General features: G+C 73.1%; 14 protein-coding genes. 7 read left to right on the plus strand and 7 right to left on the minus strand.

What is annotated here, in order from left to right; translation table 11 throughout:
* Nucleotides 1-151: 151 nt before the first annotated feature.
* The 5 genes from ACZ47G_RS33860 to ACZ47G_RS33880 all read right to left on the minus strand — a co-directional run bounded on the left by ACZ47G_RS33860 (nt 152) and on the right by ACZ47G_RS33880 (nt 5,358).
* On the minus strand, nt 152-1,885 hold the full coding sequence (locus tag ACZ47G_RS33860; RefSeq protein WP_465749373.1) for an FAD-dependent monooxygenase: 1,734 nt from the start codon (nt 1,883-1,885) through the stop codon (nt 152-154).
* Between the two features lie 122 nt (nt 1,886-2,007).
* The gene (locus ACZ47G_RS33865; protein WP_465749375.1) at nt 2,008-2,856 is read right to left on the minus strand and encodes an amino acid ABC transporter permease; all 849 of its coding nucleotides are present in this window, start codon (nt 2,854-2,856) and stop codon (nt 2,008-2,010) included.
* Nucleotides 2,853-3,503 (minus strand): amino acid ABC transporter permease, encoded by a 651-nt coding sequence (locus ACZ47G_RS33870; RefSeq protein ID WP_465749377.1) that lies wholly within the window; start codon nt 3,501-3,503, stop codon nt 2,853-2,855. The genes ACZ47G_RS33865 and ACZ47G_RS33870 overlap by 4 nt, the downstream gene beginning before the upstream one ends.
* Nucleotides 3,504-3,559: 56 nt before the next feature.
* Nucleotides 3,560-4,465, minus strand: coding sequence for a glutamate ABC transporter substrate-binding protein (locus ACZ47G_RS33875; protein ID WP_465749379.1), 906 nt, complete (start codon nt 4,463-4,465; stop codon nt 3,560-3,562).
* 119 nt (nt 4,466-4,584) lie between these two features.
* Nucleotides 4,585-5,358 carry an amino acid ABC transporter ATP-binding protein gene (locus tag ACZ47G_RS33880; RefSeq protein ID WP_465749381.1) on the minus strand — a complete coding sequence of 258 codons (774 nt, stop codon included), beginning with the start codon at nt 5,356-5,358 and terminating at the stop codon, nt 4,585-4,587.
* A gap of 392 nt (nt 5,359-5,750) precedes the next feature.
* Between ACZ47G_RS33880 and ACZ47G_RS33885 the strand changes: the two genes are divergently transcribed.
* Together ACZ47G_RS33885 and ACZ47G_RS33890 are read left to right on the plus strand one after the other, a co-directional pair.
* Complete coding sequence (locus ACZ47G_RS33885) at nt 5,751-6,509, plus strand: response regulator transcription factor (RefSeq protein ID WP_465749383.1); 759 nt, start codon at nt 5,751-5,753, stop codon at nt 6,507-6,509.
* Nucleotides 6,510-6,515: 6 nt separating this feature from the next.
* On the plus strand, nt 6,516-7,949 hold the full coding sequence (locus tag ACZ47G_RS33890; RefSeq protein WP_465749385.1) for a sensor histidine kinase: 1,434 nt from the start codon (nt 6,516-6,518) through the stop codon (nt 7,947-7,949).
* An 83-nt stretch (nt 7,950-8,032) separates the two neighbouring features.
* Here the strand turns inward: ACZ47G_RS33890 and ACZ47G_RS33895 are convergent, their stop codons facing one another.
* A complete protein-coding gene (locus ACZ47G_RS33895; protein ID WP_465749387.1) occupies nt 8,033-9,052 on the minus strand; it encodes a TAXI family TRAP transporter solute-binding subunit in 1,020 nt (339 codons plus the stop codon).
* 172 nt (nt 9,053-9,224) lie between these two features.
* Here ACZ47G_RS33895 and miaB point away from each other — a divergent pair, with 172 nt between their 5' ends.
* Together miaB and ACZ47G_RS33905 are read left to right on the plus strand one after the other, a co-directional pair.
* The gene (gene miaB, locus ACZ47G_RS33900; RefSeq protein ID WP_465749389.1) at nt 9,225-10,727 is read left to right on the plus strand and encodes a tRNA (N6-isopentenyl adenosine(37)-C2)-methylthiotransferase MiaB; all 1,503 of its coding nucleotides are present in this window, start codon (nt 9,225-9,227) and stop codon (nt 10,725-10,727) included.
* A 220-nt stretch (nt 10,728-10,947) separates the two neighbouring features.
* Nucleotides 10,948-11,646: a class III extradiol dioxygenase subunit B-like domain-containing protein gene (locus ACZ47G_RS33905; protein WP_465749391.1), complete on the plus strand. Its 699-nt coding sequence runs from the start codon at nt 10,948-10,950 to the stop codon at nt 11,644-11,646.
* Nucleotides 11,647-11,658: 12 nt separating this feature from the next.
* Here the strand turns inward: ACZ47G_RS33905 and ACZ47G_RS33910 are convergent, their stop codons facing one another.
* Nucleotides 11,659-11,931: an antitoxin gene (locus tag ACZ47G_RS33910; RefSeq protein WP_465749393.1), complete on the minus strand. Its 273-nt coding sequence runs from the start codon at nt 11,929-11,931 to the stop codon at nt 11,659-11,661.
* 177 nt (nt 11,932-12,108) lie between these two features.
* Here ACZ47G_RS33910 and miaA point away from each other — a divergent pair, with 177 nt between their 5' ends.
* From miaA to dapF, 3 genes are all read left to right on the plus strand, one after another.
* Nucleotides 12,109-13,044 (plus strand): tRNA (adenosine(37)-N6)-dimethylallyltransferase MiaA, encoded by a 936-nt coding sequence (miaA, locus tag ACZ47G_RS33915; RefSeq protein ID WP_465749395.1) that lies wholly within the window; start codon nt 12,109-12,111, stop codon nt 13,042-13,044.
* A gap of 229 nt (nt 13,045-13,273) precedes the next feature.
* Entirely contained in the window at nt 13,274-13,786 is a 513-nt protein-coding gene (locus tag ACZ47G_RS33920) for a hypothetical protein (protein WP_465749397.1), read from the plus strand.
* A gap of 100 nt (nt 13,787-13,886) precedes the next feature.
* Nucleotides 13,887-14,795, plus strand: coding sequence for a diaminopimelate epimerase (gene dapF / locus ACZ47G_RS33925; protein ID WP_465749399.1), 909 nt, complete (start codon nt 13,887-13,889; stop codon nt 14,793-14,795).
* Nucleotides 14,796-14,948 lie beyond the last annotated feature (153 nt).

The raw sequence follows: 14,948 nt of genomic DNA on the forward strand, positions 1-14,948 counted from the left end.
AGCTACCTCGCCGGCCTCCACCTCTGCGGCGCGATGATCTGGATCAAAGACCTCACCCGGACCACACCTTGATCACGACCGAATACGCGCCCTAGGGCGTGTCTGACAATTCGCGTCGGATCAGCGCGCGGCGGGAATTGTCAGACACGCCTTAGGCCTGGCTCGCCGAGTCGACCTGCTGGGGTTCGGGTTCCGGGGCCGCCTCGGGCTCGGGTTCGGCCGGGCCGGTGAGCGGGGCCGGGCCGCCGCGGGCGCGGTCGGCGAGGATCAGGAGGTCCTCGGCGGCGGCGCCCTGGGTGACGCCGACCAGGTGCCCGTCCGGCCGGATCAGCAGCACGGTGTGCGGCCCGGCGCCCGGGTACTCCTCGGTGACCAGCACCTCGGCCGGTACCGGCAGCGCGGCGGCCACCTCGCCGAGCCGGGGCATCAGCCCGGCGCCCAGCCAGTGCTCGGCGGACCACACGGCGGTGCCGGGAGCGACCAGCAGCAGCAGGAAGGTGGCGCCGAGCCGGGCGTGCAGGTGGTCCGGGGTGCCGTCGGAGGTGAGCACCGGCAGGTCCGGGACGAGCACCCCGGGGGCGGTGGCGGGCAGCAGTTCGCTGAGCGAGGTGGCGCCGCGCGCGCCGCGCTGGACCGGCACCCGGCCGGGGACGCCGGAGGGCGCCGCCGGGTAGGCGGGCGCCCCGCCGAAGCGGCCGGTGCCGAGCTGCCCGTCGGCGAGCAGCGGGGCGTGCTTGCGGAAGCCGCCGACCAGCAGTGAGCGGCGGGTCTGCTGCCAGCCGCGCAGCGGGCGCAGCAGCGGCATGGACTGGTCGACGGCGCGCAGCCGGGCGCCGACCGCGCCGCGCCGCTCGGCCTCGTAGCCGTCCAGCAGCGAGCCGCCGGGCTGGGGGCCGCCGGAGTGGAGGTGCCAGGCGAGGGAGAGCCGCCAGGCGAGGTTGTCGGCGTCGCGCAGCCCGTCGGCGAGGTTCTGCATGCCGAGGGCGCCGTGCAGGTGGGCGGCGTCGCCGGCCAGGAAGCAGCGGCCGCTGCGGAAGCGGGCGGCGAGGCGCTGCTGGGCGGTGTGGTCGGCGGCGGCGAGCAGTTCGTAGCGGGGGAGTTCGCCGCACCAGCCGGTGAGGGTGGCGGTGACCCGGGTGAGCAGGGTGTCGCCGGTGACGATGCCGGGCCAGGTGGCGTGCGGGTCGACCTGTTCGGCGGGGTCGGGCCGGCCCGGGGGCAGCCGCCAGTCGAGCCGCCAGACGCCGTCCGGGAGCGGACGGGCGGAGGCCTCGCGGTCGCCGCGCCAGGGGGGCTCGCGGTGCAGCCGGGCGCCGTCGAAGGGGAGGTCGACCCGGACGGTGGCGATGGCGTTGCGGTCGACGGCGGGGCGGCCGGGGAAGCGGATCTTCAGCAGCTTGCGGACGGTGGACCGGGCGCCGTCGCAGCCGACCAGGTGGCTGCCGCGCCACCAGGTGGTGGAGCCGTCCTGGGTGCCGTGGGTGCGGACGCTGACCCCGTCGCGGTCCTGTTCGAGCTCGACGACCCGGTTCAGCGGGACCAGCCGGACCAGCGGGGTGCCGGTCAGGGCGTCCCGCAGGCCGCGCTGGAGGCGGTGCTGGGGGAGGTGGAAGGTGGGGGAGTCGGTGAGGTCGATCCGCAGCACCTCCTGGCGGCGCCGCCAGACGGCGAAGGAGTCCCACAGCGCCGAGTCGGAGACGGCCCGGGAGTAGCCGATCCGGGTCAGGAAGGCGGTGGAGTCGGCGCCGAGGACGACGCTGCGGGGGCCCTCCGGGCAGAGCCCGGAGCCCTCGTCCAGGACGACGGTCGGCACCTCGTGCCGGGCCAGCGCGAGGGCCAGGGCCAGACCGACCGGTCCGGCCCCGACCACGATCACCGGATCCATGCGGTGACCTCCGGGCACGAACCGGCCCATGGGCCGGCGTCAGTTACCGCTGCCGCATATGCCGCGTGGATGCTCCCGGGAGGTGTCACGAAGAGCAATGCAACAGTTCGCCTGGGTGTCCGTCAAGCAGCAGGTGAAGTGCGCCGGTTCGCGCCGCGACGGCCGCGTGCTTCGATCCACCGCGCGAGCGCGGTCAGCAGGAGGCACAGGACGATGTAGATGGGCGCGATCACCAGGACCACGGGGATGTAGGGGAAGCCCGCGGCGTTCATCGGCTGGCTGGCGATCTTCTTGCCCATGAACAGCAGCTCGTTGTACGTGATGATGAAGCCCAGCGAGGTGTCCTTGAGGGTGACCACCAGCTGGCCGATCATCGTCGGCAGCATCGAGCGGACGGCCTGCGGCACCAGGATGCCGGACATCACCTGGGTCTTGCGCATCCCGAGGGCGTACGCCGCCTCGCCCTGGCCGCGCGGGACGGCGTTGACGCCGCTGCGGATGATCTCGGCCTGGACGGCGCCGTTGTAGAGGGTGAGGCCGAGCACCAGCGCCCACATCGGGTCCTTGGCGAAGAACGCGTAGTAGAGCGCGACGATCAGGATCAGCAGCGGCATCGCCCGGAAGAACTGGACGACCGAGGTGCAGACCCAGCGGACCGGCCGGTGGTCGGACAGCTGCCCGGCGGCCAGCAGCGCGCCCAGGGTGAGCGAGAAGGCCGCGGCCAGGCCGAAGGCCTTCAGGGTGGCCAGCAGGCCGTCCACGATCATCTGCTGGACGAAGGTGTACTGGAACGGGTCCCACAGGTCGGCGTCGAACTGGCCGTTGTCGGCGAGCGCGGAGACGACGTACCAGAGCAGGCCCGCGATGCCGATCAGCGAGAGGACGCCGAAGAGGCGGTAGCGGGAGCGGGCCCGGGGGCCGGGGGTGTCGTAGAGGACACTGGCCGAGGCCTGGCGCTGGAAGAAACTCATCGGGCCACCGCCAGTCGGGATTCCAGGAAGCGGAAGAACGAGGCGACCGTCGCGCTGATCAGCAGGTAGGCGCAGGCCACCCAGAAGAAGATCGAGAAGATCGAGTAGCCGCGCTCGGAGAAGGTCTGCTGGGAGCTGTACAGCTCGCCGACGCTGAACGCGCCGGCGATCGCCGAGTTCCTCGGCAGCGCGATGAACACGCTGCTCATCGGGGCCAGCACGGTACGGGTGGCCTGCGGCAGGACGACCAGGGTGAGGGTCTGGAAGAAGTTCATGCCGAGGCTGCGGGCCGCCTCCGCCTGGCCGAGCGGCACGGTGTTGATGCCGGAGCGGATCACCTCGCAGACGAACGAGGCGGTGTACCCGCCGAGCGCCAGCACCGCGAAGGCGAGGTGGCTGAAGTGCACGCCGAGCGGCGGCAGGCCGAAGGTGACGGCGAAGAACAGCAGGGTCAGCGGGGTGTTGCGGAACAGCGTCACCCAGGTGGTGCCGAAGGCGCGCAGGACCGGCACCGGGGAGACCCGGAAGGCCGCCAGCAGGGTGCCCAGCAGCAGGGCGAGCAGGGCGCTGAGCGCGCTCAGCTCGATCGTCTGCAGGAAGCCGTCGCGGAACAACGCGAAGTTGTCCTGCTCGAACAGGAACCCCATCCGGCGGCCCTCCTCTCACAGATGGTCAGAACGGGTGGTCGGGTACGGCGGCCGGATCAGTAGCGGTCGAGGGTCGGGATCGCCGGGGCGGCCGAGCCGGACGCGCCCAGGGTCGCGTCGTAGGCCTTCTTCCAGTCGCCGTTGTCCTCGTGGGCCTTGAGGGCGTCGCTGATCGCGTCGCGCAGCGCCTTGTCGTCCTTGTTGAGGCCGACGCCGTAGTTCTCCTTGGTGAACGGCTTGCCGACCACCTTGAGCTTGGGGGAGTACTTGGAGGCGTAGCCCTTGAGGATCGCGTCGTCGGTGGTGACCGCGTCGACCTCGCCCGACATCAGCTTCTCGACGCAGGCCGAGTAGGTGTCGAACTGGGTGATCTTCGGGTTGTACTGCTTGATGTTCTGGATCGAGGTCGAGCCGGTGGCGGTGCAGATGTTCTTGCCGCTGATGCTCTCCGGGCCGGTGATCGAGGTGTTGTCGCTCTTCACCAGGAAGTCCTGGCCGGCGATGTAGTACGGGCCGGCGAAGGAGACCGTCTTCTTGCGCTCGTCGTTGATGCTGTAGGTGCCGACGTAGAAGTCGATCTGGCCCTTGGCGATGGCCGGCTCGCGCTGCGAGGAGACCAGCGTCTGCCACTTGATCTGCTGCGGGGTGAAGCCGAGGTCGGCGGCGACCATCTTGGCGACCTCGATGTCGAAGCCGCTGCGGTCGCCGCTGGCGACGTCCTCCCAGCCGAGGTTCGGCTGGTCGGCCTTCGCACCGATGATCAGCTGGCCGCGCTTCTTGGCCTCGGCGATGACCGGGGAGTCGACCTTGACGTCGGTCTTGACCGTGTAGGTCGGCAGCGCCGGGGCGTTGCTGGCGCTCGCCGCGTTGGAGGAGGCGGGCGTGCCGTCCTTGCCGCAGGCGGCGGTGGCGGTGAGCGCGACGGCACAGAGGGCCACGGCGAGGGTGCGGGAAGTCCTCATGAGGGTTGTTCTCCTGGGGCTGGGCCGCGGCGTCAACCGGGCTCTGGCGTCTGGAAGTCGTGCACGGGCGGGGCCGGTCGGCGCCGTTGCCGGCCGCGGCCCCGCGTGGTCTCGAAGGGTCAGTGGTGCAGGATCTTCGAGAGGAAGTCCTTGGCGCGGTCGGAGCGCGGCGCGGTGAAGAAGGCGTCCGGGGTGTTCTGCTCGACGATCTTCCCGTCGGCCATGAACAGCACCCGGTTGGCGGCGGAGCGGGCGAAGCCCATCTCGTGGGTGACCACGACCATCGTCATGCCGTCGGCGGCCAGTTGGCGCATGACCTCCAGCACCTCGTTGACCATCTCCGGGTCGAGGGCCGAGGTCGGCTCGTCGAAGAGCATCACCTTCGGCTTCATCGCCAGCGCCCGGGCGATCGCCACGCGCTGCTGCTGGCCGCCGGAGAGCTGGGCCGGGTACTTGTCCGCCTGCGCCCCGACGCCGACCCGCTCCAGCAGTTCGCGGGCGGTCTTCACGGCGTGCGAGCGGACCACCTTGCGCACCTTGACCTGGGCGAGAACGACGTTCTCCAGCACGGTCTTGTGCGCGAACAGGTTGAAGCTCTGGAACACCATGCCGACCTCGGCGCGCAGCTTGGCCAGCTCCCGGCCCTCGGCGGGCAGCGGGCGGCCGGACAGCGTGATCGTGCCGGAGTCGATGGACTCCAGCCGGTTGATCGTGCGGCAGAGCGTGGACTTGCCCGACCCGGACGGGCCGATCAGCACCACGACCTCGCCCTGGCTGATCTCCAGGTCGATGTCCTGCAGCACGTGCAGCGCGCCGTAGTGCTTGTTGACCTTGTTCAGCACGACCAGCGGGGCGGCTGCGGGGGTGGAGTCCTCGACCGGCTTCTCGGACATCGCGCCTTGCTCCCTTTGTGTCGAACTGAGTCGGTTCCTGCCTGCCGGAGGAGTCCCAACTCCCTTGGGCGGCAAAGGTGGTACGTATCCGGGAGCCGCGACCGGCGGAGCCGCAGCCCCCGGTGGGCCGACCATAGGAGCGCTGACGGTGCCCCGTCAGCCGATCTGAGCGGAACTTGAGGATCACGAAACGGCCACGCGATCCGTACGTACTGTTCGCGAGTGTGTCGACGGGGCATGTCACAGCGGGAATCCGCACCGGCGCCGGGCGTCCCCCACGAGCCCGGTACGCGGTCGAACCTGGCGCCCGGCCGCCCGCTGGCCCATACTGCGCAGGACCGGGCCCCGCACGAACTGGCCCGGTGATCACGTGGGGGAAGGAGGAGAACAGGATGCGACTGCTGCTCGTCGAGGACGACGAACGCGTCGCCGCGGCCCTGGTCGCGGTGCTCGGCCGGCACGGCTTCCAGGTGCGGCACGCCCGCAGCGGGCACGAGGCGCTGGACGCCCTGGTGCCGGACGGCAACGAGCCGTACCGCGTCGTGCTGCTCGACCTCGGGCTGCCCGACCGCGACGGCTTCGAGGTCTGCAGCCGGATCCGGGCCGGCAGCGGGGTGCCGGTCATCATGGTGACCGCCCGCGCCGACATCCGCTCCCGGATCCACGGCCTCAACCTGGGCGCCGACGACTACGTCACCAAGCCGTACGACATGGGCGAGCTGCTCGCCCGCATCCACGCGGTCGCCCGCCGCGGCGCCCAGCCGTCCTCGGCGGCGCTGCCCGCGCCCGACGCCGTACCGCAGCAGCGCGGCCCGCTGGAGTCCCGGGGCATCCGGATCGACCGGGAGCGCCGCCGGGTCAGCGTGGACGGCCGCGACGTGCCGCTCACCCGCAAGGAGTTCGACCTGCTGGCGCTGCTCGCCCAGAGCCCCGGCGTGGTCTACCGCCGCGAGCAGATCTTCAGCGAGGTCTGGCGCAGCGGCTGGGAGGGCAACGGCCGCACCCTGGAGGTGCACATCGGCTCGCTGCGCAACAAGCTGGCGCTGCCGGGCCTGGTCGAGGCCGTGCGCGGCGTCGGCTACCGGCTGATCCCCGACTCCCCGTCCGCCCCCGCGGCCGACCAGGCCCCGTCCGCCCCCGCGGAGCACTGACCGCACGTGCGCACCCGCCTGCTCGGCATCCTGATCGCCCTCATGCTCTGCGTCCTGGCCGCTCTGGGGCTGCCGCTCGCGGCGGCGTTCGCGGCGGCCGAGCAGAGCCGGGTGGTGGTCGACCGGCTCGACGACGCCGCCCGCTTCGCCCAGGACCTGCCCACCTCGGGCGCCGCCGCCCTGGACTCCGCCCGCAAGGCCGACCCGGAGCCCGCCCCGGGCGACCTCAGCCGCCGGCACGCGATCGACGCCGAGGTCCAGCGCTACTACGACCTGTACGGCGTGCGGCTGGGCATCTTCCAGCGCGACGGCATGCCGATCGCGGTCGCGCCGCACGACTGGCGGGTGCCCGCCGTCGGCTGGGGTGCCCAGGCCTTCCAGGAGGCGCTCGACGGGCGGCGCAGCCACAACCCGCCGCAGGTCTGGCCGTGGACCGAGGACCGGACGATCACCGTCGCCGCCCCGGTGGTGCGCGACGGCGACGTGGTCGCGGTGGTGCTCAGCGAGTCCCCGACCGGGGCGCTGCGGGCCCGGGTGCTGCACAAGTGGCTGGTGCTGGCCGGCGGTGAGGCGGCCGCGATGGCCGTCGCCGTGCTGCTGGCCGTCCGGCTCACCGAGTGGGTGCTGCGCCCGGTGCGCACCCTGGACCGGGCCACCCACGACATCGCCACCGGGCAGATGTCCGCGCGGGTCGCCCCCGGCGGCGGACCGCCCGAACTCCAGCGGCTGGCACGGTCGTTCAACGAGATGGCGGACCACGTGGTGCACGCCATGGACCAGCAGAAGGCCTTCGTCGCGGACGCCTCGCACCAGCTGCGCAACCCGCTCTCGGCGCTGCTGCTGCGGGTCGAGGTGCTCGGCCTGGAGCTGCCCGAGGGCCACGAGGAGGAGGTCAGCGGCGTCCGCGAGGAGGGCACCCGGCTGGCCCGGGTGCTGGACGACCTGCTCGGCCTGGCCACCGCCGAGCACGCCCGCCCGGAACCCGAACAGACCGACCTCGCCCAGCTGACCCTCGCCCGGGTGGACGGCTGGCGGCCGGTGGCCGAGCAGCGCGGGATCGAACTGCGCTGGGACGGTCCGGCGCTGGCGATCGGCATGGCCGACCCGATCGGCTTCGGCTCCGCGCTGGACGCCGTCCTGGACAACGCGCTCAAGTTCGGCCCGGCCGGCAGCCAGGTGCGGCTGCGGGTCGCGGTGCGCCGGGACGAGGTCGCGGTGACCGTCACCGACGCCGGGCCGGGGCTGACCGAGGACGAGCTGTCCCGGGCCGGGGACCGGTTCTGGCGCAGTGCGCGGCACCAGAACGTGGACGGCTCCGGGCTGGGCCTGTCGATCGCCCGCACCCTGCTGACGGCCGGCGGCGGCTCGCTCGGCTTCGCCCCGGTCAAGCCGACCGGGCTGGCGGTGACCCTGGCGGTGCCGCGGCCGGAGCGGCCGTAGCAGCCGGAGCGGCCGTAGCAGCCCTGGCAGGGCGGCTCAGGGCTTCACCGGGTCACGGCTCACCGAGTCACGGCTTCACCGAGTCAGGGCTTCACCGAGCGGTAGTAGCGCGCCGCGCCGTCGTGCAGCGGGAGCGGGTCGGTGTAGACGGCGGTGCGCAGGTCGACCAGCTGGGCGGCGTGCACCTGGGCGCCGATCTGGTCCCGGCTGTCGATCACCGCCCGGGTCATGCCCTCGACCAGCCCCGGGTCCACGTCGTCCCGGGTGACCAGCAGGTTGGGCACGGCCATGGTGGCCACGGCGTCCTTGGGCTCGGCGTTCGGGTAGGTGCCCTTGGGCATGGTGGCCGCCCGGTAGGCGTCCACGCCGCCGCCCTCCGCCTTGTGCAGCGCCTCGGAGAGGTCGGCCAGCGGGACGATCCGGATCCGCATGCGGTCGGAGAGGTCGGTGAGCGCGCTGGTCGGCAGGCCGCCGGACCAGAAGAAGGCGTCTATCCTGCCCTCGCGCAGCTCGTCGGAGCCGTCGCTGACGCCCCCCGGCACCGGCGTTATGTCGTGGTCCGGGTCCAGGCCGGCCGCGGTCAGCAGCCGCCTGGTCACCAGGTTCACCCCGGACTGCGGCAGGCCGACGCCGACCCGGAGGCCCTTGAGGTCGGCGGTGCGGCGCACCGTGGAATCCGCCGGGACGATCAGCTGCAGGTAGTCGTCGTACAGCCGGGCGATCGCCCGCAGCCGGTCCTTGCCGGGCCCCTGGTAGTCGGCGACCGCGTCGGCGGTGGCGATGGCGAAGGTGTCCTGGCCGCTGATCACCCGGGCGAGGTTGTCCACCGAGCCCTCGGAGCTGTCCAGCGCCAGCCGCACCCCCGGCATGGTCTGCGAGACGTGGCTCTGCAGCAGCTGCCCGTACCGGTCGTAGACCCCGCGCGGGACACCGGTCGCGAAGCGGGTCTCCCCGCGCGGGTACCCCGGTGAGCGGGCCGCCGACAGCCACCAGCCGCCCAGTCCGGCGACCAGCAGCACCAGCACCAGCACCGTCCGCCACAACGGGCTGCGGGCCGCGCGGCGGACGGCGGCGCCGAGACGTGACGGATCGGTGGGGGTCATATGCAGGGATACTGCCAGGCGCTCCCGCCGAACGGGAGGGGAACGGCGGGTGGAAAGCTCCGGAGCCGCCGTGACGAAGATCCGGAACGGCGCCGGCGAAGATCCGGAGTCCGGAGCCGCCGTGACGAAGATCCGGGAAATGGCGGCTCGCGGCTGCCCGTACCCTGGTCTGGTGAGCGGTGAGAGCGGATTGAAGAGCTACAAGGTCGTCACGCACGGCTGTCAGATGAACGTCCACGACTCCGAGCGGCTGTCCGGCCTGCTGGAGGACGCGGGGTACGTCAAGGCCGGGCCCGAGGGTGACCCGGACCTGGTCGTGTTCAACACCTGTGCGGTGCGCGAGAACGCCGACAACAAGCTGTACGGCAACCTCGGACAGCTCGCGCCGGTCAAGAGCCGCCACCGGGGCATGCAGATCGCCGTCGGCGGCTGCCTGGCCCAGAAGGACCGCGAGTCCATCGTCAAGCGCGCCCCCTGGGTCGACGTGGTGTTCGGCACCCACAACATCGGGCACCTGCCGGCGCTGCTGGAGCGGGCCGCGGTCGAGCGCAAGGCCCAGGTCGAGATCCTGGAGTCGCTGGAGACCTTCCCCTCCACGCTGCCCACCCGCCGGGAGTCCGCGTACGCGGCCTGGGTCGCCATCTCGGTCGGCTGCAACAACACCTGCACCTTCTGCATCGTCCCCGCGCTGCGCGGCAAGGAGGAGGACCGCCGCCCCGGCGACGTCCTCGCCGAGATCGAGGCGCTGGTGGACGAGGGCGTCATCGAGGTGACCCTGCTCGGCCAGAACGTCAACGCCTACGGCTCCGACCTGGGCGACCGCGAGGCCTTCTCCAAGCTGCTGCGCGCGGCCGGGCAGATCGAGGGCCTGGAGCGGATCCGCTTCACCTCGCCGCACCCCCGGGACTTCACCGACGACGTGATCGCCGCGATGGCCGAGACCCCGAGCGTGATGCACCAGCTGCACATGCCGCTGCAGTCCGGTTCGGACCGCGTCCTCAAGGCGATGCGCCGCTCCTACCGGCAGGACCGGTTCCTCGGGATCATCCGCAAGGTCCGCGAGGCGATGCCGGACGCGGCCATCTCGACCGACATCATCGTGGGCTTCCCCGGCGAGACCGAGGAGGACTTCGAGGAGACGATGCACGTCGTCCGCGAGGCCCGCTTCACCAACGCCTTCACCTTCCAGTACTCCAAGCGCCCCGGCACCCCCGCCGCGGACATGGCGGACCAGGTGCCCAAGGAGGTCGTCCAGGCCCGCTACGACCGGCTGATCGCCCTCCAGGAGGAGATCTCCTGGGACGAGAACAAGAAGCAGGTCGGCCGCACCCTGGAGATCCTGGTCGCCGAGGGCGAGGGCAAGAAGGACGACAAGACCCAGCGCCTCTCCGGCCGCGCCCCCGACAACCGGCTGGTGCACTTCACCAAGCCCGAGGAGCCGGTGCGCCCCGGCGACGTGGTGACCGTCGAGATCACCTACGCCGCCCCGCACCACCTGCTGGCCGAGGGCCCCGCCCTCGCGGTGCGCCGCACCCGGGCCGGCGACGCCTGGGAGAAGCGCCAGGCCAAGCCGGCCGACAAGCCGGCGGGCGTCATGCTCGGCCTGCCCGGCATCGGCGCCCCGGCCCAGCTGCCGCTGGCCGCCCCGGCGGGCGGCGCCTGCTGCGGCGACTGACCCGCGTGCGGCGACTGACCCGCGTGCCGTGACGGCGGCCCGGCCGGCCGGCGTCGAGCCGAAGGGGCGCTCCGGTGCCGAAAGGGAGAAGCGACCAGCGAGGTACGAGCGCCGGAGCGACGACCGTCGGCACCGGGTACGAGCGGTCCGGAGGCGAGCGCGCGAACAGCGGCTCTGGAGCTCCGGCCGGGCCGTTCGGCTCCCGGCTAGAGTGATCGGCATGCTGGTAGCCGCCGCCGTGTGCCCTTGTCCGCCGCTGCTCGTCCCCGAGGTCGCCGCCGGGGCCGCGCCCGAGCTGGACGGGCTGCGCGCCGCCTGCGACGAGGCTCTGGCGGCGCTGGTCGCGGCCGGGCCGCAGCTGGTCGTGGCGGTAGGCGCCGGGCCGGAGGCCGAGGTGTGGACCGAGGGCGGGGCCGGCTCCTTCCACCGCTACGGGGTGCCGCTGGTCGCCAAGCTGCCCGGCGGGCGGGTCGAGGGCCCGGAGCTGGCGCCCTCGCTGACCGTCGGCGCCTGGCTGCTGGAGCGCGCCGGCGTGACCCTGCCGACGCACGCCTGCGCGGTGCCCGCCGACGCCCCCGCCGACCGGATGCTCGGCCTCGGCCAGGGCCTGGCCGGCCTCGCCGACCGGGTCGCCCTGCTGGTGCTCGGCGACGGCAGCGCCTGCCGTTCGCTGAAGGCGCCCGGCTACCTGGACGAGCGGGCCGAGGGCTACGACGCCGCCGTGGCCGCCGCCCTCGGCTCGGCCGACCTGCCCGCCCTGGCCGCCCTGGACCCGGCGCTGGCCGCCGAGCTGAAGGCCGAGGGCCGGGCGCCCTGGCAGGTGCTGGCCGGCGCCGCCGAGGGCGCCGGCCTCACCGGGCGGCTGGGCTACCAGGACGCGCCGTACGGGGTCGGGTACTTCGTGGCGTCCTGGAGCTGACCGCCGCTACGACTACGACTGCGGCTGCGGGGGCCGGGGGGCCTGGCCCTCCCCGCCCTCCCCGCCCTCCGGCTTCGGCTTGTGGGCGAAGTCGCCCACCGCGTCCTTGGCCTTGCCGGCGCCGTGCTCGATCTTGTCGCTGTACTTGCCCTTGGTGGCCTTGTCGATCGCGCCGCCGGCCTTGTCGACCATGTGCTCGATCTGGTCGCTGTGCTTGCCCGCGAGCTCGCTGGCCTTCTCCTTGAGCTCCTCGGCCTTGCCCTTGAGGTTGTCCATCAGACCCATGGTGATCTCCTTCTTTCCCTGTCTCCTGCACAACGCGTCCGACCGGTAAAGAGTTCGCAAAGCCGGGCCGGGGCGGAAACGGCCGGAGACCGTCCGGGAACCAGTCACATCCTCGCGCAGTCGGCGGCGGGCGGCAGCCCGGCCCCGACCGCGGCGGTGGTTTGGGAGACTGGAGCGGTGAGCAGCTCCCGTGTGATCAGCATCGTCGGCGCGACCGCCGCCGGAAAGTCCGACCTGGCCGTCGCCATCGCCCGCAGCCTCGGCGGCGAGGTGATCAACACCGACTCGATGCAGTTGTACCGGGGCATGGACATCGGCACCGCGAAGCTGACCATGGCCGAGCGCGGGGGAGTGCCGCACCACCTGATGGACGTCTGGGACGTCACCGAGGCCGCCAGCGTCGCCGAGTACCAGCGGCTGGCCCGGGCCGAGATCGACCGGCTGCTCGCGGCCGGGCGCACCCCCGTCCTGGTCGGCGGCTCCGGACTGTACGTCCGGGCCGCGATCGACGAGATGGAGTTCCCCGGCACCGACCCGCAGGTGCGCGCCCGGCTGGAGGCCGAACTGGAGCAGGGCGGCCCGTACGCGCTGCACCGGCGGCTGGCCGAGCTGGACCCCGCGGCCGCCGAGGCGATCCTGGTCGGCAACGGGCGGCGGATCGTCCGGGCGCTGGAGGTCATCGAGATCACCGGGCAGCCGTTCACCGCCAACCTGCCGAGCAACACCGCGGTGTACGAGGCGGTGCAGATCGGCGTCGCCGTGCCGCGCCCCGAGCTGGACGAGCGGATCGCGCTGCGGGTCGACCGGATGTGGGAGGCCGGGCTGCTGGACGAGGTGCGGGAGCTGGAGCGGGTCGGGCTGCGGGAGGGCCGGACCGCCTCCCGGGCGCTCGGCTACCAGCAGGTGCTGGACCACTTCGCCGGCGAGTGCACCGAGGACGAGGCACGGGCCGAGACCGTCCGGGCCACCAGGCGCTTCGCCCGCCGTCAGGAGTCCTGGTTCCGCCGGGACGACCGCATCCACTGGCTCTCCCGACCGGCCGGCACCGACCCCGTCGAGCTGCTGGAACGCTCCCTGGAACTGATCGGCCGTCAGGGAGTTCCGGCCGCATAGGTGCTGTTCCGGCCAATTCGGCGGTGCACCTGCGCGCGCAGGCGACCGTGCAGGACGAACCGGGGGTCACGGCCCGATCACGTGATGGCCACGGATCACCCGAGGACCCCGGTCAGGCCCCGAACGCCCCCTCTGGACATGCCATCATCGATGCCATAAGGGTCGGCCCGCGCGGGTCGGCCGTGCCCGGCCGCGAGTCCGCTCGTGTCGAACTGTCAGGGGAGGCCGTGTGTCGACGGGTACCGGCCCCGAATCCGGCCAGAGCGGGAGCGTCACCGCACCGGCCGAGGAGTTCGACGAGTCGACGAGGGGGGACCTCCCCGTGCTGACCGGCCTGGAGGCACCGACCTCGTACGCGGCCGCGGTGCCCGCACTGGACACCCGCACCCCGCCGAACGCCGCGGTGCACGAGCGGGAGATCCGGCCGCTGCGCCGGCTCCGCTGGTGGCAGACCCTGCCGATCGCCCTGCTCGGCACCCTCGGCTCGCTGATGTTCGCCTTCCCGCTCGCCTTCGGCTCGGCCGGGGCGCGGGCCACCATGGTCGGGATGCTCGGGCTGCTGTTCACCGCCGCCTCGGTCGGCTGGGGCGCGATGGCCGCCCGGCACGCCGGCTACAAGTGGCCGGGGCTGCCGCGCCGGGGCTCCGGGCGGCGGGCCGGCTGGAAGGCCATCGTGATCTACACCCTGATCGCGCTGGCCGCCTGCGCGCTCGCGGTGTGGCGGGTCGCCTACCTGCGCTGAGGACGCCGCCCGGGCCCGGGCGGCCGCGGGGCCGTCCGCCCCGAGCCGTGGGGTCGGAGCGCCCGGCGGCGAGCGGGCGGGCATCAGTACCATCGGTGGGGTGAGCGCATCCTCTCCTCAGCAGGCCGGTCTCCCCTTCTTCAAGGGGCACGGCACCCAGAACGACTTCGTGATCGTGCCCGACCCGGACGGGGTGCTGGAGATCGGCCCGGAGGCCGTCGCCGCGCTCTGCGACCGGCGGGCCGGCATCGGCGGCGACGGGCTGCTGCGCGTGGTGCGGGCGGCCGCCGACCCGGCCGCCGCGAGCCAGGCCGACCGGGCCGAGTGGTTCATGGACTACCGCAACTCCGACGGCAGCATCGCCGAGATGTGCGGCAACGGCCTGCGGGTGTTCGCCCGCTTCCTGGTCGAGGCCGGCCTGGCGAAGCCCGGTGAGCTGGCGATCGCCACCCGCTCCGGGGTGCTCACCGCGAAGGTCGCCGAGGACGCCGCGGACGGCACGCCCGGCGAGGTCACCATCGACATGGGCCGGGCCCGGCTGCCCGGACCGGACGGCATCGAGGTGGCCGTCGGCGAGCGGCGCTGGCCCGCCCTGAACGTCAACATGGGCAACCCGCACGCGGTGGCCTTCGTGGAGAGCCTGGACCACGCCGGGGACCTCTTCAGCGCGCCGCTCACCAGCCCCGAGGGCGCCTACCCGGAGGGCGTCAACGTCGAGTTCGTGGTGGACCGGGGCCCGCGGCACGTGGCGATGCGGGTGCACGAGCGCGGCTCCGGCGAGACCCGCTCCTGCGGCACCGGCGCCTGCGCCGTCGCGGTGGCGGCGATCCGCCGGGACGGCGTGGACCCGGCGGTCACCGGTGCGGCGGTCTCGTACACGGTGGACGTGCTGGGCGGTCGGCTGGTCATCACCGAGCACCCGGACGGCCGGGTGGAGATGACCGGGCCGGCGGTCATCGTGGCCGAGGGGCGGCTGGACGCGCGCTGGTGGGAGTCGCTGAGCCGGTAGCGGCGGCCCGGTTTGCCCAATTCGTACGGTGACGAATCCCCCCGATCGGGTGATACCGGTCGCGGACGGGAATCACGGCGTCGCGGAACGTGCTCTGCTCGGTAGCATGGACCACCGGGTCACCCCACGGGGAGGGGCCGCACCCGGCGACGT

This window comes from Kitasatospora sp. NPDC030952 (assembly GCF_055571335.1).

What these genes read in the sequence shown, in the direction of transcription:
- ACZ47G_RS33880 (WP_465749381.1), bottom strand. Translation starts at nt 5,358, where the DNA reads ATGTCCGAGAAGCCGGTCGAGGACTCCACCCCCGCAGCCGCCCCGCTG.
- ACZ47G_RS33905 (WP_465749391.1), top strand. Translation starts at nt 10,948, where the DNA reads ATGCTGGTAGCCGCCGCCGTGTGCCCTTGTCCGCCGCTGCTCGTCCCC.
- ACZ47G_RS33865 (WP_465749375.1), bottom strand. Translation starts at nt 2,856, where the DNA reads ATGAGTTTCTTCCAGCGCCAGGCCTCGGCCAGTGTCCTCTACGACACC.
- ACZ47G_RS33870 (WP_465749377.1), bottom strand. Translation starts at nt 3,503, where the DNA reads ATGGGGTTCCTGTTCGAGCAGGACAACTTCGCGTTGTTCCGCGACGGC.
- ACZ47G_RS33910 (WP_465749393.1), bottom strand. Translation starts at nt 11,931, where the DNA reads ATGGGTCTGATGGACAACCTCAAGGGCAAGGCCGAGGAGCTCAAGGAG.
- ACZ47G_RS33875 (WP_465749379.1), bottom strand. Translation starts at nt 4,465, where the DNA reads ATGAGGACTTCCCGCACCCTCGCCGTGGCCCTCTGTGCCGTCGCGCTC.
- ACZ47G_RS33895 (WP_465749387.1), bottom strand. Translation starts at nt 9,052, where the DNA reads ATGACCCCCACCGATCCGTCACGTCTCGGCGCCGCCGTCCGCCGCGCG.
- ACZ47G_RS33885 (WP_465749383.1), top strand. Translation starts at nt 5,751, where the DNA reads ATGCGACTGCTGCTCGTCGAGGACGACGAACGCGTCGCCGCGGCCCTG.
- ACZ47G_RS33860 (WP_465749373.1), bottom strand. Translation starts at nt 1,885, where the DNA reads ATGGATCCGGTGATCGTGGTCGGGGCCGGACCGGTCGGTCTGGCCCTG.